The following is a 20,305-nucleotide window of genomic DNA, read 5'->3' as shown; positions in this document are numbered from 1 at the left end:
TTCGGTGCGTCTGACGCACCGAACGCCACATTGGGTGCGCTGGACGCAACCAATGCCACATTGGGGCGCTTTACGCGGGGCGAGGTGAACCGATCCGGCCAGTGCGCAAACGGGTGAAATCGGCGTCTGCCATGCTCTGCCCCATGGTCGCGCTGAACTCCGACAACACCGCTCGCCGGGCGCCCGCCATCTGGCGGACCATGCTGAACATCGACCGCGGGCTGGTGAACCTGGTCGGCCGGCTGACCGTCAGCGGCCGGGTGCCCGCGCAGCTGCGGGGCAAGCCGCTGCTGATGGCCGCGAACCACATCGGCGTGTTCGACGCCTTCGTGCTGATGGCGGCGTGCAAGCGGATCGGCATCAACCCGCGGTTCATGCTGGCCGGCGGCATCCTCGACGCGCCCGTGATCGGGCCGGCGCTGCGGGTCAGCGGGCACCTGCGGGTCGACCGCAAGAACGCCGGCACCGCCGTCGGGCAGTTCGCCGAGGCCGTCGAGGCGATGAAGACCACCCGCGAGCCGATCATCGTCTACCCGGAGGGCCGGATCAGCCACGACCCCGGCCTGTGGCCGGAGCGCGGCAAGACCGGCGCGGCGCGGCTCGCGCTGGCCTCGGGCGTGCCGGTGATCCCGATCAGCCAGTGGGGCGCGCACGAGGCCGTCTACTGGGGCACCGAGACCGTCAACGGCCCGGCCGACCTGATCCCGCTGGCCCGCTCGGGGCTGAGCGCTCCGCTGCGCCGGCCGCGGTTCCGGGTGCACTTCGGCGACCCCGTCGACCTCTCCGACGTCGACCCGCAGCGGCCGGGCGCCGGCGTGCGCGCGCACGCGAAGATCATGCAGGCGATCACCGACGGTCTCGTCCCGCTGCGCCGCGACGAGCTCGACCGGCCCAAGTTCCACGACCCGACGCGCCCCACCGACACGGTCAGCCCCTGGAAGCCGCCGTCCGTACTGTGAGACGGGCGGGCAAGGCCGCCTAGAGTCGGCGGACGTGAGCACACGGATACTCGTCGTCTACTACAGCTCGACCGGGAACACCGCCGCCCTCGCCGAGTCGCTCGCCGCGGGCGCGCGCGAGACCGGGGCCGACGTGCGGGTGCGGACGGTGCCGGAGACCGTGCCCGCCGACGCGATCGCGCGGAACCCGCGCTGGCGGGCCTGGGTCGACGCCGGCCCGCACCACGAGCTCGGCACCCTCGGCGACCTCGAGTGGGCCGACGGGCTCGCCGTCGGCAGCCCGACCCGCTTCGGCGACCCGGCCGCCCAGCTGAAGTCCTTTTTGGACAGCACAGGTGGCTTGTGGGCGCAGGGAAAGCTGGCGGACAAGGTGGCGACGTCGTTCACCACGGCGTCCACCGCGCACGGCGGCCTGGAGTCGACGCTGCTGGCGATCAACAACGTCTTCTACCACTGGGGCGCGATCGTGGTGCCGCTCGGCTACACCGACCCGCACCTGAAGGAGTCGGGCAACCCGTACGGCGGCTCGTTCGTGTCCCGGAAGTCGGCGGCGCCGGACGACACCGCCCTCGACGCGCTGCGGCTGCAGGGCCGGCGGCTGGCGACCATCACTACGCACGTCGCCACCGGGCTGAAGCACACCGGATGACGGCCCGGGCGCCTCAGCCCGGCCACGGTTTCAGCGCCGGGCGGCGTTCCGGCGGCGCACGGCCCAGGCACTGCCGGCCCCGACGAGGACGAGCGCCCCGCCGGCGACGAGCGCCGGAGCGGCGGAGCCGTCATCGGCCGGACCACCGCCGGTCTGCGGCGCACCGTGCGGCTTCACCACAACCTGCGGCGCGGGCTTCGGCTGCGGCTTGGTGGGTTTCGGCGCCGGCTTGGTGTGCGTCGGCTTGGTGGACGCCGGCGGGTCGCCCCACCCCGGTATCGGGGGCACCCCGACCCGGAAGCGACGGATGGCGTGACCGTTGCCGCCGTCGAGGCAGATCATCGTGGCTTCCCAGTAATCCGGCGCCACATTGGTGAAGGTGCGCGAATACACCTTCCCCTTCTTGGTCATCAAACCCAGCTGCTTCGGGAACTGACCCCGGTAGATGTCGTAGTACGCCTGGGCCTCGACACCCTCGGTGGGACAGGTACCCGTGACGGTCACCGTGGTTCCCGACACCTTGACACTCATCGACGTCGGATTGCCCGGCACCCCTTCGGCGGCGGACGCCACCACCGGCGACACCAGCACACAGCCGGCCGCCACACCCGCGGCGGCAAAAGATCTTCGCATTGCTGCACCTCCAGGTTCCTCGCACGGCAACTGCGCGCGAGCCTCTTGGAGACGCCCGCCGCCGGATCGGTGGTTGCCACCCGGACGTAACGAAACGGACTCGCCGAAATCAGTCCTCTTCGGACAGTCCCAATGCCGCCGGTCGGTTCCCGGCCGCACCCCGGTGAACGTGCTGGACTGCTTTTCGCGTGACCAGCGTAACCGGGAAAATCGCTTCGGCGGTCACGTCGGGCCACCTACAGTCGCGGTGGTGACCACCGAACTCCCCGTCCTCGCGCCGCCCCGGGTCGCCCACCGGGGCCGGGGGACCGCCTATGTCCTGCTCGCCGCCCTGTTCTTCAGCACGTCGGGCACCCTGGGCAAGTCCGTGATGTCCGCCGGGGTCACCCCGCAGCAGGTGGCCGCGGCGCGGATCGCGCTGGCCGGCGTGGTGCTGCTCGCCGGGGTGGCGCTGGTGGCGCCGCGGAAGCTGCGGGTGCGCCGGGCGGAGCTGCCCGTCCTGGCCGGGTACGGCCTGCTCGGCGTGGCCGGCGTGCAGCTGCTCTACTTCGTCGCCGCGGGGCGGATCCCGGTCGGGATCGCCATCCTGCTGGAGTTCGTCTCGCCGGTGCTCATCGCGCTGTGGGTGCGGTTCGTGCGGCGGCACCGGCTGCCGCGGGCGGTCTGGGGCGGCATCGCGCTGGCCATGGCCGGGCTCGCGCTGGTCGCCCAGGTCTGGGACGGCGTCACGCTGGACGGGCTCGGCCTGCTGGCCGGCTTCGGCGCGGCGCTCTGCTCGGCCGGGTACTTCCTGCTGGGCGAACGCGGGGTGGCCGGGATCGACCCGCTGGGCCTGGTCACCTGGGGCATGGTGATCGGCGCGGTCGCCATCAGCTTCGTCGCGCCGCCGTGGACGTGGCCCGCCGCGCTGCTCGACGTCCCGGTCGGGTTCGGCGCCTGGCACCCGCCGGTGTGGCTGCTGCTGACCCTGCTGGTGGTGGTCGCGACGGTCCTCGCGTACGTCTGCGGCATTTCGGCGCTGCGCCACCTGCCGGCGTCGGTGGCGAGCGTGCTCGGGCTGGTCGAACCGGTGATCACGATCTTCGCGGCGTGGGTGCTCATCGGCGAGGAGCTCGCGTGGCCCCAGCTGCTCGGGTCGGCAATCCTGCTGGCCGGCGCGTACATCGTGCAGCGCTACTCGGCGATCCTCAGCGGGTGAGCTTGCGCAAATTCTGCGTCTGACGTCGCCCGGGTGGACAATTCCCGCGATCGATGCCCACCCGGGGAGGAAGCACCTTGGCGACGAAGTCCGGGCTGCGGCCCGACCTGCGGCAGCGGCACGTCCGGATGATCGCCCTCGGCGGGATCATCGGCGCGAGCCTGTTCATCGGCAGCGGCGCGGTGATCCACACCGTCGGGCCGGCCGCGGTGCTGTCCTACGCCGTCGGCGGGTTGCTCGTCGTGCTGGTGATGCGGATGCTCGGCGAGATGGCGACGGCGGCGCCGGCACTGGGTTCGTTCATGGAGTACGCGCGCGACGCGCTCGGCGGCTGGGCGGGCTTCACCATCGGCTGGCTGTACTGGTACTTCTGGGTCGGCGTGGTCGCGTTCGAGGCCGTCGCGGGCGCGAAGATCCTGCAGGGCTGGATCCCCGGCGTCCCGCAGTGGGTGTTCTCGCTGGCGCTGATGCTCCTGCTGACGGCGACGAACCTGGCGTCGGCGCGTTCCTTCGGCGAGACGGAGTTCTGGCTGGCCTCGATCAAGGTCGCCACCATCGTCGTGTTCCTGCTGCTCGGCACGCTGTTCGTGCTGGGGCTGTGGCCGGACGCGCACTTCTCGGCCGGCAACATCGGCCTCGACGGCTTCGTCGCGAACGGGCCGTTTTCGGTCGTCCACGGCGTGGTCATCGTGATCTTCTCGTACTTCGGCGCGGAGATCGTCACGATCGCGGCGGCGGAGTCCGACCAGCCGGAGACGGCGGTCCGCAAGGCGACCTCGACGATCGTCTGGCGCGTGATCGTGTTCTACGTGGGTTCGGTGGCCCTGCTGGTGATGATCACACCGTGGCGCGAAATCCCGAGCGAGACGAGCCCGTTCGCGGCAGCGTTCGGCCGCTTCGGCGTCCCGGCGGCGTCGACGATCGTGTCGGCGGTGGTCCTGACGGCGGCGTTGTCGGTCCTGAATTCGGGGCTGTACACGGCATCCCGGATGCTGTTCGCGCTGCGCCGCCACGGCTGGGCGCCGGGCTGGATCGCGGACACGAACGCGCGAGGCGTGCCGTGGAAGGCCATCCTGGCGTCGACATCGGTCGGGTACGTGGCGGTGTTGATGAGTTACGTGTCCCCTGACAAGATCTTCTACTTCATCATCAATTCGGCGGGCGCGGTGGCCCTGTTCGTGTACGCGATCATCTGCGGCTCCCAGATCAGGATGCGCCGCACGCTCGAAGCGACGGCGCCGGAGAAGCTGAAGCTGCGGATGTGGGGCTACCCGTGGCTGAGCTGGGTGACCCTGGCGCTGACGCTGGTCGTGGTGGCCTCGATGTTGTTCGTCGACGAGGACGCCCGGGCGCAGCTGTCCTTGAGCCTGATCAGCCTGGCGGTGATCCTCGGCGTCTACGCCCTCATCCGCCGGCGCACGTCCCGTGATTCCGCACGTATCTCGCGTGATTGAACCCGGAACTCGCGTGAATGGAGCCGTAACTCGCGAATTACGGCTTTGATCACACGAGTTCCGGCCCTGGTCACGCGAGATCCGGGTCCGATCACGTGCTCAGCCGCCGGCGATGCGGGACAGGGCCCCGAAAAACACGTCGGTGATCTTCGCCGGGTCCGGGGCCACGAAGGCTTGTCCGCCGGTGGCTGCCGTCAGCTGGTCGAGTTCCGACTTGTCCGCGTCCGGGCCGATGCCCACTCCGATCAGGGGGATCGGGCGGCGGGCGTCCTGCAGTTTTGCCAGCTCTGTCAGCAACTCCGCGCGGGAGATGCCGTGCGGGTCCTCGTTGCGGCCGTCCGTCATCACGATCACCAGGTTCAACCGGCCCGGCTCCCACTCGCGGCGGGCGGTCCGGTAGGTGTCCAGCACGCTGTCGTACAGGCCCGTTCCGCCGTTCGGGGTGGCCGTCACCTGGCCCAGCCTCTCCAGTGCTCCGCCGGCCAGGTGCTGGGCGACCGACGCCATCGGGAGCAGCTCGCGGTAGTCCTTGTCGCCGTCGAGGCGGGTCGAGAACGCCAGCATGCGCAGCTGCGTCGCTGGTTTGAACAGGTGCATCGCCTTGGCCGCCGCCTGCATCGTCACCTGCATGCGGTTCAGGCCGGTTCCCGGGACCTGCGCGTTCATCGAACCCGACACGTCGATCAGCACCTGCACGCGCGCGCTCAGGTTGATGCCCGCCCACTGGTTGAGCAGCTCGTCGACCTCCGGGCCGGACGGGAGGTTCGCCGTCCGGATGCCCTCCGGCTGCACCCTCGGGTCGTCGGTGTGGTCGCGCAGGGCCTGGCCGCCCGCCGCGCGCAGGCCGGTGCGGGCGATCGCGTCCGACCCCGTGTCGCCGAGGACCGCGTCGCGCAGCGCGTCGACGAGCGGGCGCTGCTGCGGCGTGATCCGGCCCAGCTCCGCGAACGGGTAGTCCAACGTCGGCACCGCCGTCGAATAGACAGCCACGAGCGGGGACTTCGAGTCCTCGACGTTGTGGCGCAGCAACGCATTCTCCGACGCCGGGAACGCCGTCACCGCGGCCGCGCTGCCGCCGTCGCTCGAGCCCGGCAGCCGGGCGATCAGTTCCGTCTCCGCGCCGAGGGTGTTGGCCGAGAAGCGCCGCAGCGTCGCCACGTACGCGCCCGACGGCTCGGGCGCCGCCTTGACGCTGTCGCGCAGACCGAGCAGCGCCAGCGCGCCGACCGGATCGCGCGCCGGGTCGGACATGCCCGGCACCACGCCCGGCGCGGCCAGCGCTTCCGCCCAGGTCGGCACGTGGTCGGGCCAGCCGAGCCCCTTGACGACGTCCGCGGCGACCGCCAGCACCACCGGCGAGCTCGCCACCGACGCCCCGGTTTCGGGGACGTCGGCCGCGCCGAGCTGGTGGGCGCGGCGCAGCGCGAGCGTGGAATCCGGCACCCAGACCTGCGGCCGCGGGCTGCCGTCCGACATGGCGAGCCGCTCGGCCGCCTGCGTCGCCTCCCGCGTCTGGATCTCGATGCTGCCGCACTTCAGGTCGAGACCCTGCACGACGAGCGAAAGCGCGGGCGCGATGTCCGGCGAAGCGGTGACGAGGACTTTCGCGGGCTGCTCGCACGACGGCCGGGCACGCACGGTCGTCACCGTCACCCACGCGCCGGCTCCGAGAACGAGCACGATGCCGGTCGCGAGGGCGGGCACGAGCAGCCGGCGTCGTCTACCGTCCGAATGACGTCCCATCGGCGCGGCCTCTCTGCGCGAGGCGGGGTGGGATCAAGGTTATCCCGCGGCAAAGCGGCGGCTCATGGGCCGGACGGCCTAACAAGCGTGCAGGCCGCACCGAGGGAGTTCCTCGACGCGGCCTGCACGGTGTGTCAGGTCTAGACCGGGATGACCGTCGGGACGATCATCGGGCGGCGGCGGTAGGTGTCGGCCACCCAGCGGCCCACCACCCGGCGGACCGCCTGCGCGATCCGGTGCGTGTCGGTGATGCCCTCGGCCTCCGTGCGCGCCAGCTCCATCTCCACCAGCGGCACCACGGCGGCGAGCGCCTTCGGGTCGTCGGAGAAGCCGCGGCCGGACACCGTGGGGCTGCTGACCGCGCGGCCGGTGCTGGAGTCCACCGCGACCGTGATCGCGATGAACCCGCCCTCGCCGAGGACCAGCCGATCCGACAGCGTCGACTCCCCGACGTCCCCGACCGACAGGCCGTCGACGTACACGTGCCCGACCTCGACGCGGCCGGTGCGGGAGGCCTTGCCGTCCACGAGGTCCACGACCACGCCGTCCTCGGCGATGACCACGTTCTCCGGGGCGACCCCCGTGCGGACGGCCAGCTCGCCGTTCGCGCGCAGGTGCTTCCACTCGCCGTGGACCGGCATCACGTTGCTCGGGCGCACCGCGTTGTACAGGTACAGCAGCTCGCCCGCCGACGCGTGGCCGGACACGTGGACCTTCGCGTTGCCCTGGTGGACGACGTTCGCGCCGAGCCGGGTCAGGCCGTTGACCACGCCGAACACCGCTGTCTCGTTGCCCGGGATCATCGAGCTGGCCAGCACGACGGTGTCGCCCGCGCGGATCGAGATCTGCCGGTGCTCGCCGCGCGCCATCCGCGACAGCGCCGAGAGCGGCTCGCCCTGCGACCCCGTCGAGACGAACAGGACCTTGCTCTCCGGCAGCGTGCTCGCCTGGTCGAGGTCGACGAGCAGGCCGTCCGGCACGTTCAGCAGGCCCAGCTCGGCCGCGATCCCCATGTTGCGGACCATCGACCGGCCGACGAACGCGATCCGGCGGCCGTGCCGCTCGGCGGCGTCGAGGACCTGCTGGACGCGGTGGACGTGGCTGGCGAAGCACGCCACGATCACCCGCTGGTCCACGCGCCGGACGACGTCGTCGAGCACCGGGCCGATGTCGCGCTCGGGCATGACGAACCCGGGCACCTCGGCGTTGGTCGAGTCGACGCAGAACAGGTCGACACCCTCGTCGCCGAGCCGGGAGAAGCCGGCCAGGTCGGTGAGGCGCCCGTCCAGCGGGAGCTGGTCGAGCTTGATGTCGCCGGTGTGCAGGACCACGCCAGCCGGGGTGCGGATCGCCACCGCGAGCGCGTCCGGGATGGAGTGGTTGACCGCGAAGAACTCGAGGTTGAACACGCCGACGTCGCGGCGCTCGCCCTCGCGGACCTGGATGAGGTTCGGCCGCTGCCGGTGCTCCTTGGCCTTGGCCGCGAGCAGGGCGTTGGTGAACTTCGAGCCGTAGATCGGCAGGTCCGGCCGCAGCCGCAGGAGGAACGGGACGGCACCGATGTGGTCTTCGTGCCCGTGGGTGAGCACCAGGCCGTCGATGTCGTCGAGGCGGTCCTCGATCGCGCGGAAGTCGGGCAGGATCAGGTCGACGCCGGGCTGGTCGTCCTCGGGGAAGAGCACCCCGCAGTCGACGATGAGCAGGCGGCCGCCGAACTCGAAGACGGTCATGTTGCGCCCGACCTCGCCGATGCCGCCGAGCGCGACGACGCGCAAGGCACCCTCGGGCAGTGCGGGCGGGGCGTTGGTGGGGCCTGGACCAGGGGGAAGTGAGCTCACCGAGGCAGGGTCCCAACGCTGGTGTGCGAGGTCGGCGCGACGTAGGCCGCTCGCGAATCTGCTTGTGCCACCCGCTCACCATGCCAGTCCTGGGCCGCCGTGTCGCCCAGCGGCACGCCGCCCTGGGCAAGATCAGCGGCGATCAGGGCCGTCTGCTCGGGAGTCGGCGCGACGATCGGCAGCCGCGGGTCACCGATGTCGAACCCGCGCAGCCGCAGCGCCGCCTTGCTGAAAGCGACCCCGCCGACCCGCGACATCGCGCGCAGCACCGGCAGCATGCCGCGGTGGTTGGTGCGCGCCGTCGAGGTGTCGCCGTTCTCGTAGGCGTCGATCATCGCGCGGATCCGGCCCGCGACGACGTGACCGATCACACTCACCACGCCGACGCCGCCGACGGAGATCCACGGCAGGTTCAGGCCGTCGTCGCCTGAGTAGTAGGCGAGGTGGGTGTTGGCGATGACCTCGGAGCCGGCGATCAGGTCGCCCTTGGCGTCCTTGACCGCGACGATCCGCGGGTGCTCGGCCAGCCGCAGCAGCGTGTCGACCTCGATCGGGACGACCGAGCGCGGCGGGATGTCGTAGAGCAGCACGGGCAGCCCGGTGCTGTCGGCGACCGTGGTGAAGTGCGCGAACAGCCCGGCCTGGCTGGGCCGCGAGTAGTACGGCGTGACGACCAGCAGGCCGTGCGCCCCGGCCGCCTCGGCCTGCTTGGCCTGCTCGATGCTGTGCGCGGTGTTGTTGGTGCCCGCGCCGGCCACGACGGCTGCGCGGTCGCCGACGGCCTCGACCACGGCGCGGATCAGGTCCTGCTTCTCCGCGTCGCTCGTGGTCGGGCTCTCGCCGGTGGTGCCGTTCACCACGAGGCCGTCGTTCCCCAGCTCCACGAGGTGCTCGGCCAGCTCCTGCGCCCGCTTCAGGTCCAGCGCGCCCTCGGCGTCGAACGGGGTGGCCATCGCGGTGAGCACGCGCCCGAACGGCCGTCCGGGCGCTGCGGTAGGTGGGTTGGACATGGGGAGACGGTACCTCGCCGGTCCGACGAAAACCGCGTCGACCTGGTCACCAGGAGGATTTCCCGGGCCGGGCCGCTCGTCGCGGAACTTCTACTTGACCTTGGTCACGATCGGGGCGGAGATCGGGCCGCCGTCGGCCTTGGCGAGAACGCAGTAGAACTCGCGCGTCGGGTACTCGCCGGTCTTGTCGGGCACGCTCTGCCACTCGCCCTGGGTCGGGACGAGCGCGCGGTACTTGAGACCGTCGCGCTGGGTGGCGGGGACGATCGAGGAGTGGAAGGCGGCCGCACAGCGGGCCTCGGCAACCGCCGTGACGGCATCGAGGCCCGGGTAGGCGGCGACCTCCGCGTCGCTGTCGGACCAGCTCGTGGTGCCGATGGCGTCCCCGCTGTCGTAGATCTCCAGGGTGTGGCTCCTCTTGCAGTCGCCGCTGTTCTCGTCGCTGATGACGCCGCGGTCCTGGACCTGGGCGTTGTAGCAGACGTAGCTGGAGCTCGCGTCGACGCCCATCTGACCGCCGAGGCCGAACGTCATGGTCGGCAGCTTCTGGGCGTCCACGGCGGGCGTCTCGTAGGCCTTGCCGGCGAAGAAGCCGCCGATCAAGGCCGCCACGACCAGCACCGCGGCGGCGGCGAGCCACAGCGCGCGGTGGGACTTCTTCGCAGGCGGCTGTGGCGCGGCGGCGCCGAGCATCGCGGTGCCGTGGGGCGGGGTGGGCCGGATGCCTTGCGCCGTGGTCAGCAGGTTCTGGGCCTGCGGCGCGCTCAGCCGCGCGTCCGGGTTGGTGACGAGCAGGCCGAGGATGGCCGCGGCGATCGGGCCCTGGCCGCGGGTGAGGTACGGGATCTCGGTCATGATCGCGTGCAGCGTCGCGGCGGTGGTCGCGCGCTCGAACGGGATCGAGCCTTCGACGGCGAAGAACAGCGTCGCGCCGAGGGACCACAGGTCGGACGCCGGCATCGCTTCGCGGCCCTCGACGCGCTCGGGCGCCATGAACGCGGGCGAGCCGACGATCATGCCGCTGGTGGTCAGGCGCGGGTCGTCGACGGCGTGGGCGATGCCGAAGTCGGTGAGCTTCACGCGGCCGTCCGGCGCGACCAGGATGTTCGCGGGCTTGACGTCCCGGTGCACGATCCCGGCGGCGTGGGCCGCCTGCAGCGCGGCGAGCACCCGCTCCCCCAGCTGCGCGGCCTGCGCGGCGGGCATCGGACCACGCTGGCGCACCAGGTCGGCGAGGCTGGGCGCTTCGACGAGCTCCATGACGATGAAGGTCGTCCCGCCGTCGGTGATGACGTCGTAGACGGTGACGATCGCCGGGTCGTTGAGCCGCCCGCCGGTGCGCACTTCGCGGAGGGCGCGTTCGGAGAAGACGGCGGCGGACTCGGCGTCGGGCAGCCGCAGTTCCTTGACCGCGACCTGCCGTCCGATGACCTGGTCCTGCGCCCGCCACACGACACCCATGCCGCCCCGGCCGAGTTCGCCGAGCAGGAGGTAGCGGCCCGCGACGACCCGCTGACCAGGCGTGACGGGTGCCTGCGGCGGATAGGGCCGGGTCTGTTCGTCGGTCACGGTGCTCCTTTTGGCGGCGGTCGCGCAGATGCTAGTCGGACCTCCGCGGAGCGCCGCGGGTTCCGCGGAATTCGTGATGCGGAACGGACGACACGCGTACTCAGAGGGTCGGTCGGCGGTGGGTCTCGCCGCGGTAGGGCAGCCAGCGGTAACCCGGGGCGAAGTCGCTGAACTCGGCCCGTTTGCCCGTCCGGGTCCAGATGTCCTCGGAGACGACGAGGCCCGGGAAGATCGTCAGGTCTTCCTCCGCCAGCAGCTCCGCGTGGGTGCGGAACTCGTCGGTCTCGACCCCGGCGAGGGCGTAGCGGTACACCGGCGGCGCGGTCCGCAGCAGCCAGTAGAGCTGCCGGCCGGCCGCCGTCATGGCCGTCGCGTCTTCGGGCGAGCCGATTCCGGACCGGCTGAGACCTTCCGGGGTCACCCCGCACCACCAGCCGGCGCCGTCGGAGAAGACCCACACCGGCCAGCCGTCGAAGTGGCGGGCGAGGTCGCGGGCGTGGGTCTCGCGCTCCCCGCATTCGGCGTTGAGGGCGAAGATCCAGGCCATGGCCGCTACCCCGTTCCGTGGGTCAACCGGTGACCGTGAGGTAGATGAGCACCAGGTTGAGAGCGATGATGATCGCCGCGATCACCGAGGCCGCGACCGTCGTCAGCCGGCGGTTCGCGTCCGCCCCCATCAGATCACGGTCGGCCGTCAGCCGGATCAGCGGCACCAGCGCGAACGGGATCCCGAACGACAGCACCACCTGCGACACGACCAGCGCCGCGCTCGGGTCGGCGCCCAGCGCCAGCACCACGATCGCCGGCGTCAGTGTCACCAGGCGGCGCAGGACCAGCGGGATCCGCTTGTGCAGCAACCCCTGCATGATCATCGCGCCCGCGTACGCGCCCACCGACGTCGAGGCCAGGCCGGAGGCCAGCAGGCCGATCGCGAACAGCAGCGCGATGCCCGGGCCGAGGGCCGCCGCGACCGCGCCGTGCGCGCCCTCGATGCTGTCCACACCCTCCTGGCCCTGCAGGTTCGTCGCGGCCAGCAGCAGCATGCCCAGGTTCACCGCGCCCGCCAGCAGCATCGCCAGGCCGACGTCGGCCCGGGTCGCGCGCAGCAGGCGGCGGCGCCGGACGCCGTCGGGCCGGCCGTGGCGGTCGCGGACCAGGCCCGAGTGCAGGTAGACCGCGTGGGGCATGACCGTAGCGCCGAGCATGGCCGCGGCGATGAGGACACTGCCCGCGCCGTCGAACTTCGGGACCAGGCCGCCCAGCGTCGACGCGGCCGACGGCGGCTCGACGAACAGGCTGGCCAGGAAGCCGACCGCGATGACCAGCAGCAGCCCGGTCACCACCCGCTCGAACGTCCGCTGGCCGCCGCGGTCCTGGACCGCGAGCAGCGTCAGCGACACCGCGCCGGTGATCAGGCCGCCGACGATGAGCGGGAGGTCGAACAGCAGGTTGAGGGCGATCGCGCCGCCGACCACCTCGGCCAGGTCGGTGGCGATGGCGACGACCTCCGCCTGGGCCCAGTAGGCCAGCCGGGCCGGCCGGGACAGCCGCGCGCGCAGGGCCTCCGGCAGCGACATCCCGCTGACCAGCCCGAGCTTCGCCGACAGGTACTGCACCAGCACGGCCATCAGGTTCGCCGCGACGATCACCCAGACCAGCAGGTAGCCGTAGCGGGCGCCGGCGCTGATGTTGGACGCGACGTTCCCCGGGTCGACGTAGGCGATGGCGGCGACGAACGCCGGCCCGAGCAGGGCCGATCCGGTGCGCAGCCGGGTCGCCAGTCTCGGCCGGACAGCCTCGGTCACAGCCATGGCGCCACCTCTCGAAAACCGGATGTCGGGGACCCTAAACCGAAGTTTAGGCGTGCCGAACTTTGTTTTTCAAGGGTGACTGGGCCCACCCCGGGAGCCGGGTACCCAGCGAAACGCCCCCGAAAAGTCAGGGGTGGGCGACCTCGTGGCCGGCCTCGCGCAAGGCCGCGACCGCGTCGTCGAGGTCGCCCCCGCGGACCAGGATGTGGTCGGTGTCGAACGTCGAGATCGAGAACAACGCCACCCCGGCGGCGGCCAGCTCCGAGGCCAGCGCGGCGATGATGCCGGTGAGGGTGAACTCCAGCGGGCCGCGGACCGAGAGCAGCCGCCAGCCGTCCTCGGCGGCCGTGGCCCCGGCCGGCTCGCGGCCGGCCGGGCAGATCACCGACAGTTCCCCGGGCGTCCGCGTCACCGAAACCAGGGCCTCTCCGGGTTCGAAGAGCTCGGCGGGCACGGCGGCGTCCGCGGGCAGCCGCACGACGGCGTACTCGCCGGGCCGGACGTCGATCGCAAGTCGCTTCATCAGCCTTCCAGCACCTTCGGGCTCGTGGCGATCTCGGTGCCGTCCGGCAACGTCGAGATGGTGAAGTCCGCGAACACGTTCGCCGCGGCCTTCTGCAGCTGCCGCAGGCACTCCACGGCCAGCTCGCGGATTTCGACGTCCGCGTGCTCGGTGGCGCGCATCGCGACGAAGTGCCGCCAGGCCCGGTAGTTCCCGGTGACGACGATGCGGGTCTCGGTCGCGTTGGGCAGCACCGCGCGGGCGGCCTGGCGGGCCTGCTTGCGGCGCAGGGTCGCGCTCGGGACGTCGGCGAACTTCTCCTCGAGCCCGGCCAGCAGCTCGGTGTAGGCGTCGACGCTCGCCCGGGTCGCGGCGAGGAACTTCTCGTGCAGCACCGGGTCGTTCGCGATGATCTCCGGCTCGACGAACTCGGCGTCGCGCTCCGGGACGTACCGCTGCGACAGCTGGGAGTAGGAGAAGTGCCGGTGCCGGATCAGCTCGTGGGTCAGGGAGCGCGAAATGCCGGTGATGTAGAAGGTCACCGAACCGTGCTCCAGCACCGAAAGGTGGCCGACGTCGATGATGTGCTCGAGGTAGCCGGCGTTGGTCGCGGTGGCCGGGTTCGGCTTCTTCCACGACTGGTAGCAGGCGCGGCCGGCGAACTCGGCGAGCGCTTCGCCGCCGTCCGCGTCGGTCGACCACGGCACGTCCCCGGGCGGGAAGAACTCCGTCTTCGCGATCAGCTGCACTCTGGGTGACACGGTTCCGGTCACGTCAGCACTCCTTCTCCCGGTTCCCGCGCAGCCTAACCGCGTGGGGGCGGTCACTCCCGGGGGACACGTGACATCACTCGCCGCCTTGACTGACATCACTGATGACGTCATAGTGGTGTCATGGACTTGACGCCGTACATCGCCAACCTTCGCGAGGACCTCGCGAACACGGCTGCCGCCGGGGACGAGCAGACCCGGCGAGCGGCCGCGCTCCTGTCTTCCGCCCTCGAACCCGCCGTCCGCCTGACCCTGATGAACGCCCTCGCCGACCTCGCCGCCGAGGTCACGGCCGCACTGCCGGGCCAGGTGGTGGACGTCCGGCTCGACGGCCGGGACGTTCGCGTGGTCGTCACCGGCGACGCCGAGGGCACGACGTCACGGGAGACACCACGTGACACCACCCCGCCGCCACCTCCGATCGACGGCGGGGACATCAGCCGGATCACCCTCCGGCTGGTCGAGCAGATCAAGGGGCAGGCCGAACGGGCCGCCGCCGCCCAGGGCGTCTCGCTGAACACGTTCGTGTCGCAGGCGGTCCAGGGCGCACTGGGCCACGGCGCGCTCGGCGGCGGGGGCGCGAGCCGCAAGCACCACGGCAAGAGCGGCGGGAGCGGTTCGCACCTGCACGGCTGGGTCGAAGGCTGAGGGGACGAAACGATGAGTGAAGAACAGACCACACCGGCCGAAGAGCCGAACGACGAACTGGTCCGGGTCGACGAGTTCGAGACCGACGGCCCGCTGGAGCTCGACGTCAGCGTCACGATCGGCCGCGTCGAGGTCGTCCTCGACGGCGACTCCGGCGCCCGCGTCGAGCTGCGGCACGACCAGGGCGAGCAGCAGCCGTGGGTGGCGGGCGTGAACAGCCTGCTGTCCTGGGTCGGCGAGCGCTTCGGCGACCAGCTGGGCGTCGACCCGGCGAGCTCCCCCGCCGAAGCGGTGCGGCAGAGCCGGATCGAGAAGCTCGGCAACCGCCTGGTCGTGAGCGCGCCGAAGGCGTGGCAGCTGCGCAACGTCGCGCTCTCGGTCAAGGTGCACGCGCCGGCGGGCTCGCACGTCGAGGTGCGCGCGGGCGCGGCGGACGTCACGGTCACCGGCTCGGCCGGCCGGGTCGACCTGCTGACCGGCTCCGGCGAGGTGAAGCTCGACCGCGCCGACGGCGCGGCGACCATCCGCACCGGCAGCGGCGCCGTCAAGCTCGGCCCGACGCTGGGCGGGCTGCAGCTGCGCAGCGGCAGCGGCCACGTCGAGGCGTCGTCGATCGCCGGGTCCGCGACGCTGGCCACCGGCACCGGCGACGTCTGGCTGGGCGCGGTTTCGGGCGAGGTGATGGCCCGCACCGGCAGCGGCGACCTGTCCGTGGCCGACGCCGGGTCGGGCTCGCTCGACCTGATCACCGGCTCCGGCGAGGTCCGGATCGGCATCCGCGGCGGCACGTCCGCCGAGGTGGACCTGACCTCCAGCGCCGGCCGCGTCTCCAGCGAGCTGGACGTCGCCGACACCGCCCCCGAGGGCGGCGTGAAGCTGAAGGTCCGCGCCCGCACGGGCACCGGCAACGCCGTGGTGACGCGCGCGGCGGGCTGAGTAAGGGGGAAGAACGGGCCGTTCCCAGCACGGGGGTGCCGGGAACGGCCCGTTCGCGCGAAATACCAGAGCGGGGCGTGCGCAGAAATACGGCGAACGAAGGGTGAATCCGTCGAAATATCGTTTCAGCCGATTACACCAGGATTTCTCGACTTCGCCTTGAACAGATCGCGAGGCTGTCTCGTTTACCTCGGTTGACCGCGCCGGCCTGGCGAAAGGTGACCGAGTGACCGCGCTGATCCACCCCTCCTCGCTGCAGACCCTGACCGCCGCCGACCGCGGGCTGTTCCAGCGGTTCGGCACCGGAAAAACCGCCGGGGTCCCGTTCCGCCGCATTCACGACGCCGTTCTGGCGCAGGCGCGGGCCCGTCCGGACGCCGTGGCCGTGGTGCACTCGGGTGCCTCGCTCACCTACGCCGAACTCGATCGGCGGTCGGCGGCGCTCGCGGCCGTGCTCGCCCGGCTCGGGGTGCGGCCCGGGCACCACGTGGGCCTGTTCCTCACGCGGTCGATCCCGATGGTGGTCGGCATCCTCGCCGTGCTTCGCGCGGGCGCAGCGTACGTGCCGCAGGACATCCGGATCACCCCTCCCCCGCAACTGCGGCACATCGTGGCCACCGCGGGCATCGACGTCGTCCTGACCACCCGCGAGCACGCCGGCGCGCTGCCCGCGGGGCTCGGCCGGGTGGTCGCCATCGACGGCGAACACCCCTACCGGGACGCGCCTCGCGTGGCCGGCGGCGGCACGGCGATGGTGATCTTCACGTCCGGGACGACCGGACGGCCCAACGGCGTCCAGGTCACCCACGCCAACCTCGGCAACGTCCTGCTGACCGCCCCGGGCTCGCTCGGCGTCCGGCCCGGCGACCGGGTGGCGCAGCTGCTGAACATCGCCTTCGACATGGCCGCCTGGGAAATCCTCGGCACCCTCGCCCACGGCGGCTGCCTGCTGGTGCGCGGCAGGGACATCGAGGAGACCGCCCGCGAGGCCGACGTCCTCATCGCCACCCCCGGCGTTCTGTCCACAGTGGATCCACGGGCCTGCCGGCGGGTGCGGACCGTCGCCGTGGCCGGTGAGCGGTGCCCGGCCGCGCTGGCCGACGCCTGGGCGCGGCGGGCGAGCTTCCACAACGCCTGCGGCCCCACCGAAGTCACCATCGTCAACACCGTGCAGCGCTACGATCCGCGGCTCGGGGAGCTGACGATCGGCCGCCCGGTGCCGAACACGACGGTGTACGTGCTCGACGACCAACGGAGACCCTGCCCGATCGGCCAGGTCGGGGAGATGTGGGCCGGCGGCGCATGCGTCACGGCGGGCTACGCCGGCAACGACGTCCTCACCGCCGAACGCTACCGGCCGGATCCCTTCCTCGGCGGGGCCCACCGGATGTTCCGCACCCGCGACCTCGTCCGGTGGACCACCGACGGCCAGCTGGAACACCACGGCCGCACCGACGACCAGGTCAAGGTGCGCGGCTTCCGCGTCGAGCTGGACGCGGTCACCGCGACGCTGGAGCGGGCGCCGGGGTGCGAACGCGCGACCACCCTGCTCTACGAAGGCGGGCTCGTCGGCTTCGTGACGCCCTCGACGGCCGAGCCGGAGCTGATCCGCCGATCGGCCGAAGCCGCGCTGCCGTACTACAGCGTGCCTGCGATGATCGTCCCGGTGGACCACTTGCCGCTCACCGAGCGGGGCAAGGTCGACCGGCGCGCGCTGCTGTCGCGTTTGGACAGTCGCGAGCCGGCGGAGACGGTGGCATGACCGCCACCCTCCCCGCGGCCCCGGAATCGGTGCGGGCGCGGCTGAAGCGACGGCCGTGGACCCACCACAACCGGCTGGCCGCCGCGGTGGTCGCGGGCAACATCGCCGCCGCCACCGCCGGCCCCCTCGACGTCGGCGTGCTCACCTGGCTGGTGCTGGGAAACCTGACGCCGGCCGTGCTGATCCGCCAGCAGCTGGTGATCAACCTGCTGTTCCGGCTGGCCACGGCCGCGCCGGTGCGCCGTTCGCTGCGGCTGCGCTGGACGCTGGGCAAGGTCTACCACTTCGGCGGGCTGCACGTCGGCGGCACGCTCTGCGCCACGGGCTGGTTCCTCGTGCTCACCGGCGTGCTGACCGTCCGCGGCGGACCGGCGGCCCTGCTGGTGACCACCTGGGCGATCGCGGTGGTGCTCGCCGTCGTCGTCGTGCTCGCGCTGCCCGGGGTGCGGGCGCGCCGGCACGACCTGTTCGAGCGCTCGCACCGGTTCGGCGGCTGGTCGCTGCTGGTGCTGTTCACCGTCCACTCGGTGCTGCTGGGCGGGCCGGATTTCGTCGGCTCGGGGCCGTTCTGGGTGCTGCTGGCCGTCGTGACGAGCGTGGCGCTGCCGTGGCTGCGGCTGCGGCGGGTGCCGGTGCGGATCTCCCGGCCGTCGCCGCACGTGGCGCTGCTGTCGTTCGACTACGGCGTGACGCCGTTCGCCGGCTCGTCGACGGCGCTGAGCCGGAACCCGTTGCTGGAGTGGCATTCCTTCGCCAACGTGCCCGCGCCCGGACGCTCCGGGTTCCGGCTGACGGTGTCCCGCGCCGGCGACTGGACCGGCGCCCTGATCGACGACCTGCCGACGCACCTGTGGGTGAAGGGCATCCCGACCGCCGGGGTGGGCAACATCGACAAGCTGTTCCGCCGGGTGGTCTGGGTGGCGACCGGCAGCGGGATCGGCCCCTGCCTGCCGCACCTGCTGTCCGGGGAGACCCCGGCGCGGCTCGTCTGGTCGACCCGCCACCCCCGGCGCACCTACGGCGACGAGCTCGTCGACGAGATCCTCGCCGTCCAGCCGGACGCAGTCGTGTGGGACACCGACGGCGCCGGCAAACCCGATCTGGTCGAACTGGCCCTGGGCGCGCACCGGGACTTCGACGCGGAAGCGGTCATCTGCATTTCGAACAAGAAGACAACGTGGCACGTCGTCGAGGCGCTGGAAGCCCGCGGGATTCCGGCCTTCGGCGCGATCTGGGACTCGTGAGGGAGACAGCATGGACCGGACCGTCGTAGTGGACCTGAAGGCGCCCGTCGCGACCGTGACCGTGGACCGGCCGCGGGCGCGCAACGCGCTGTCGTCCCGAGTGCTCACCGAACTGCTCGAGGTGTGCTCGTCGCTGGGCCGGGACCGGGCGGTCGCGGGTGTCGTCCTCACCGGCGCGCCGGGGCCGGCGTTCGTCGCCGGCGCCGACATCCGCGAGATGGCGGCGCTGGATCCCGAGGAGGGCGCGCGGTTCGGGGCGCTCGGCCAGGAGGTCACCCGGGCGCTGGAGGCGTTGCCGGTGCCGGTGATCGCCTGCGTGGACGGCTACGCGCTCGGCGGCGGCTGCGAACTCGCGCTGGCGTGCGACTTCGTCTACGCGACCCCGAAAGCGGTGTTCGGCCAGCCGGAGGTCCTGCTCGGGCTGATCCCGGGCTTCGGCGGCTGCGTCCGGCTGCGCCGTCAGGTGGGTTCCGGACGCGCGCGCGAGCTGATCTTCACCGGCCGGCACGTCGACGCGGCGGAGGCGCAGCGGATCGGGCTGGTCACCGAGCTGTTCGACAGCCGCGAAGCGATGCTCGCCGGGGCCCGCGCGACGCTCACGGCGGTGTCGCGGAATTCGCGCGAGGCGGTGGCCCTGGCCAAGAAGGCGGTGAACGCGAGCCGGGGCCGCACCGTGGAAGACGGCCTGGAGCTGGAGCTCGCGGCGTTCCGGGCGGCGTTCACGAGTCCCGACATGCGCGAAGGCACCGGGGCTTTCCTCGGCAAACGCGAACCGGTGTTCGGGCGCTGAGCGGGGCGGGTGCGCCATCAACGAGACGCACACAGCGCTGCTCCAGGCGCTGCACGACGAGCACGCGCCGGCGCTGTGGCGGTACGCCCTGCGGCTGACCGGCGACGACCAGCTCGCCCAGGACGTCGTCCAGGAATCCTTGCTGCGGCTGTGGAACAGCCCGGAGATCCTGGAGCAGGGCGAGCCGGCGTCGCGCGCGTGGCTGTTCACGGTGGCGCGCAACGTCGTGATCGACGAGCGCCGGAGCGCGCGCTCGCGCCGGGAGGTGCGTTCGCCGTTCGTGCCGGAGCAGTCCCGCACCGACCCGATCGACTCGGCGCTGGACGCCTGGGTGATCACGGACGTGCTGACGCAGCTGACCCCGGAGCACCGGACGGTGATCGTCCGCGCGTACTACATGGGGCAGTCGGTGGCGGAGCTGGCGGTGGAGCTGGAGGTGCCGGAGGGAACGGTGCGCTCCCGGCTGTTCTACGGCCTGCGTGCGCTGCGGCTGGCGTTGCAGGAGAGGGGGTTGACCAGGCGTTGAACGATCCGTACCGCGATTGGGACGCGGCGTACGTGCTCGGTGCGTTGTCGCCCGCCGAGCGGCGCGAGTACGAGGGACACCTGGGGTGTTGCGTGTCCTGCGCGGCGGCGGTGGCTTCGTTCGCGGGGATGCCCGGGATCCTCTCGGTGGTGCCGCGCGAGACGTCGGTGGAGCTGCTGGGGCCGGTGTCGCCGCGGATCTCGCTGATGCCGGGCCTGGTGCGCGCCGCCCGCGCTTCGCGGCGCCGCGGCCGGGCGCGCGTG

At 72.1% G+C, this 20,305-nt stretch carries 20 protein-coding genes; 11 read left to right on the top strand and 9 right to left on the bottom strand.

Translation table 11 applies throughout. The features are described from left to right. Positions 1 to 143 precede the first annotated feature (143 nt). Positions 144 to 959, top strand: a complete 816-nt coding sequence (locus ACWEVN_RS34160; protein WP_449687589.1) for a lysophospholipid acyltransferase family protein — start codon at positions 144 to 146, stop codon at positions 957 to 959. 34 nt (positions 960 to 993) lie between these two features. Next, on the top strand, positions 994 to 1,608 hold the full coding sequence (gene wrbA, locus ACWEVN_RS34155; RefSeq protein WP_452054019.1) for an NAD(P)H:quinone oxidoreductase: 615 nt from the start codon (positions 994 to 996) through the stop codon (positions 1,606 to 1,608). Between the two features lie 30 nt (positions 1,609 to 1,638). Here the strand turns inward: wrbA and ACWEVN_RS34150 are convergent, their stop codons facing one another. Further along, the gene (locus tag ACWEVN_RS34150) at positions 1,639 to 2,184 is read right to left on the bottom strand and encodes a hypothetical protein (RefSeq protein ID WP_452054018.1); all 546 of its coding nucleotides are present in this window, start codon (positions 2,182 to 2,184) and stop codon (positions 1,639 to 1,641) included. A gap of 307 nt (positions 2,185 to 2,491) precedes the next feature. On the opposite strand from ACWEVN_RS34150, the gene ACWEVN_RS34145 reads away from it, so the two are divergent. Both ACWEVN_RS34145 and ACWEVN_RS34140 read left to right on the top strand, forming a co-directional pair. Next, positions 2,492 to 3,439 carry an EamA family transporter gene (locus tag ACWEVN_RS34145; RefSeq protein WP_452054017.1) on the top strand — a complete coding sequence of 316 codons (948 nt, stop codon included), beginning with the start codon at positions 2,492 to 2,494 and terminating at the stop codon, positions 3,437 to 3,439. A 53-nt stretch (positions 3,440 to 3,492) separates the two neighbouring features. Next, a complete protein-coding gene (locus ACWEVN_RS34140) occupies positions 3,493 to 4,893 on the top strand; it encodes an amino acid permease (protein WP_452054016.1) in 1,401 nt (466 codons plus the stop codon). Positions 4,894 to 4,992: 99 nt separating this feature from the next. On the opposite strand, the gene ACWEVN_RS34135 is transcribed toward ACWEVN_RS34140, so the two are convergent. From ACWEVN_RS34135 to thyX, 8 genes are all read right to left on the bottom strand, one after another. Beyond that, positions 4,993 to 6,636, bottom strand: coding sequence for a substrate-binding domain-containing protein (locus tag ACWEVN_RS34135; protein ID WP_449687594.1), 1,644 nt, complete (start codon positions 6,634 to 6,636; stop codon positions 4,993 to 4,995). A gap of 140 nt (positions 6,637 to 6,776) precedes the next feature. Next, a complete protein-coding gene (locus tag ACWEVN_RS34130) occupies positions 6,777 to 8,474 on the bottom strand; it encodes a ribonuclease J (protein ID WP_449687595.1) in 1,698 nt (565 codons plus the stop codon). Further along, the gene (dapA, locus tag ACWEVN_RS34125) at positions 8,471 to 9,484 is read right to left on the bottom strand and encodes a 4-hydroxy-tetrahydrodipicolinate synthase (protein ID WP_452054015.1); all 1,014 of its coding nucleotides are present in this window, start codon (positions 9,482 to 9,484) and stop codon (positions 8,471 to 8,473) included. Before dapA ends, ACWEVN_RS34130 begins: the two co-directional genes overlap by 4 nt. A gap of 90 nt (positions 9,485 to 9,574) precedes the next feature. Beyond that, the gene (locus ACWEVN_RS34120) at positions 9,575 to 11,053 is read right to left on the bottom strand and encodes a serine/threonine-protein kinase (RefSeq protein WP_452054014.1); all 1,479 of its coding nucleotides are present in this window, start codon (positions 11,051 to 11,053) and stop codon (positions 9,575 to 9,577) included. Between the two features lie 100 nt (positions 11,054 to 11,153). Beyond that, on the bottom strand, positions 11,154 to 11,600 hold the full coding sequence (locus ACWEVN_RS34115) for a hypothetical protein (RefSeq protein ID WP_449687598.1): 447 nt from the start codon (positions 11,598 to 11,600) through the stop codon (positions 11,154 to 11,156). Between the two features lie 22 nt (positions 11,601 to 11,622). Continuing rightward, positions 11,623 to 12,864 (bottom strand): Nramp family divalent metal transporter, encoded by a 1,242-nt coding sequence (locus tag ACWEVN_RS34110; protein WP_449687599.1) that lies wholly within the window; start codon positions 12,862 to 12,864, stop codon positions 11,623 to 11,625. Between the two features lie 127 nt (positions 12,865 to 12,991). Beyond that, positions 12,992 to 13,387 carry an ACT domain-containing protein gene (locus tag ACWEVN_RS34105; protein ID WP_449687600.1) on the bottom strand — a complete coding sequence of 132 codons (396 nt, stop codon included), beginning with the start codon at positions 13,385 to 13,387 and terminating at the stop codon, positions 12,992 to 12,994. After that, the gene (gene thyX / locus ACWEVN_RS34100; protein ID WP_086848783.1) at positions 13,387 to 14,139 is read right to left on the bottom strand and encodes an FAD-dependent thymidylate synthase; all 753 of its coding nucleotides are present in this window, start codon (positions 14,137 to 14,139) and stop codon (positions 13,387 to 13,389) included. Before thyX ends, ACWEVN_RS34105 begins: the two co-directional genes overlap by 1 nt. Positions 14,140 to 14,259: 120 nt before the next feature. Between thyX and ACWEVN_RS34095 the strand changes: the two genes are divergently transcribed. From ACWEVN_RS34095 to ACWEVN_RS34065, 7 genes are all read left to right on the top strand, one after another. After that, positions 14,260 to 14,784 carry a toxin-antitoxin system HicB family antitoxin gene (locus tag ACWEVN_RS34095; RefSeq protein WP_449687602.1) on the top strand — a complete coding sequence of 175 codons (525 nt, stop codon included), beginning with the start codon at positions 14,260 to 14,262 and terminating at the stop codon, positions 14,782 to 14,784. A gap of 12 nt (positions 14,785 to 14,796) precedes the next feature. Next, positions 14,797 to 15,720: a DUF4097 family beta strand repeat-containing protein gene (locus ACWEVN_RS34090; RefSeq protein ID WP_452054013.1), complete on the top strand. Its 924-nt coding sequence runs from the start codon at positions 14,797 to 14,799 to the stop codon at positions 15,718 to 15,720. A 226-nt stretch (positions 15,721 to 15,946) separates the two neighbouring features. Next, positions 15,947 to 17,482, top strand: a complete 1,536-nt coding sequence (locus ACWEVN_RS34085; protein ID WP_449687605.1) for an amino acid adenylation domain-containing protein — start codon at positions 15,947 to 15,949, stop codon at positions 17,480 to 17,482. Then, positions 17,479 to 18,726 carry a hypothetical protein gene (locus ACWEVN_RS34080; RefSeq protein WP_452054012.1) on the top strand — a complete coding sequence of 416 codons (1,248 nt, stop codon included), beginning with the start codon at positions 17,479 to 17,481 and terminating at the stop codon, positions 18,724 to 18,726. Before ACWEVN_RS34085 ends, ACWEVN_RS34080 begins: the two co-directional genes overlap by 4 nt. 10 nt (positions 18,727 to 18,736) lie before the next feature. Next, the gene (locus tag ACWEVN_RS34075; protein WP_449687607.1) at positions 18,737 to 19,516 is read left to right on the top strand and encodes an enoyl-CoA hydratase/isomerase family protein; all 780 of its coding nucleotides are present in this window, start codon (positions 18,737 to 18,739) and stop codon (positions 19,514 to 19,516) included. 16 nt (positions 19,517 to 19,532) lie between these two features. After that, positions 19,533 to 20,042 carry a sigma-70 family RNA polymerase sigma factor gene (locus tag ACWEVN_RS34070; protein ID WP_449687613.1) on the top strand — a complete coding sequence of 170 codons (510 nt, stop codon included), beginning with the start codon at positions 19,533 to 19,535 and terminating at the stop codon, positions 20,040 to 20,042. After that, positions 20,039 to 20,305, top strand: a 267-nt coding sequence (locus ACWEVN_RS34065) for a zf-HC2 domain-containing protein (protein ID WP_452054011.1), incomplete at its 3' end; no start/stop codon positions are given. The genes ACWEVN_RS34070 and ACWEVN_RS34065, both read left to right, overlap by 4 nt.

This window comes from Amycolatopsis sp. NPDC003861 (assembly GCF_053605405.1).
The sequence above is the reverse complement of the archived record's forward strand: the minus strand, read 5'-3'. Positions and strand labels throughout refer to the sequence as shown.

What these genes read in the sequence shown, in the direction of transcription:
- ACWEVN_RS34160 (WP_449687589.1), top strand. Translation starts at nt 144, where the DNA reads ATGGTCGCGCTGAACTCCGACAACACCGCTCGCCGGGCGCCCGCCATC.
- ACWEVN_RS34140 (WP_452054016.1), top strand. Translation starts at nt 3,493, where the DNA reads ATGCCCACCCGGGGAGGAAGCACCTTGGCGACGAAGTCCGGGCTGCGG.
- ACWEVN_RS34135 (WP_449687594.1), bottom strand. Translation starts at nt 6,636, where the DNA reads ATGGGACGTCATTCGGACGGTAGACGACGCCGGCTGCTCGTGCCCGCC.
- dapA (WP_452054015.1), bottom strand. Translation starts at nt 9,484, where the DNA reads ATGTCCAACCCACCTACCGCAGCGCCCGGACGGCCGTTCGGGCGCGTG.
- ACWEVN_RS34115 (WP_449687598.1), bottom strand. Translation starts at nt 11,600, where the DNA reads ATGGCCTGGATCTTCGCCCTCAACGCCGAATGCGGGGAGCGCGAGACC.
- ACWEVN_RS34110 (WP_449687599.1), bottom strand. Translation starts at nt 12,864, where the DNA reads ATGGCTGTGACCGAGGCTGTCCGGCCGAGACTGGCGACCCGGCTGCGC.
- ACWEVN_RS34105 (WP_449687600.1), bottom strand. Translation starts at nt 13,387, where the DNA reads ATGAAGCGACTTGCGATCGACGTCCGGCCCGGCGAGTACGCCGTCGTG.
- ACWEVN_RS34095 (WP_449687602.1), top strand. Translation starts at nt 14,260, where the DNA reads ATGGACTTGACGCCGTACATCGCCAACCTTCGCGAGGACCTCGCGAAC.
- ACWEVN_RS34090 (WP_452054013.1), top strand. Translation starts at nt 14,797, where the DNA reads ATGAGTGAAGAACAGACCACACCGGCCGAAGAGCCGAACGACGAACTG.
- ACWEVN_RS34080 (WP_452054012.1), top strand. Translation starts at nt 17,479, where the DNA reads ATGACCGCCACCCTCCCCGCGGCCCCGGAATCGGTGCGGGCGCGGCTG.
- ACWEVN_RS34075 (WP_449687607.1), top strand. Translation starts at nt 18,737, where the DNA reads ATGGACCGGACCGTCGTAGTGGACCTGAAGGCGCCCGTCGCGACCGTG.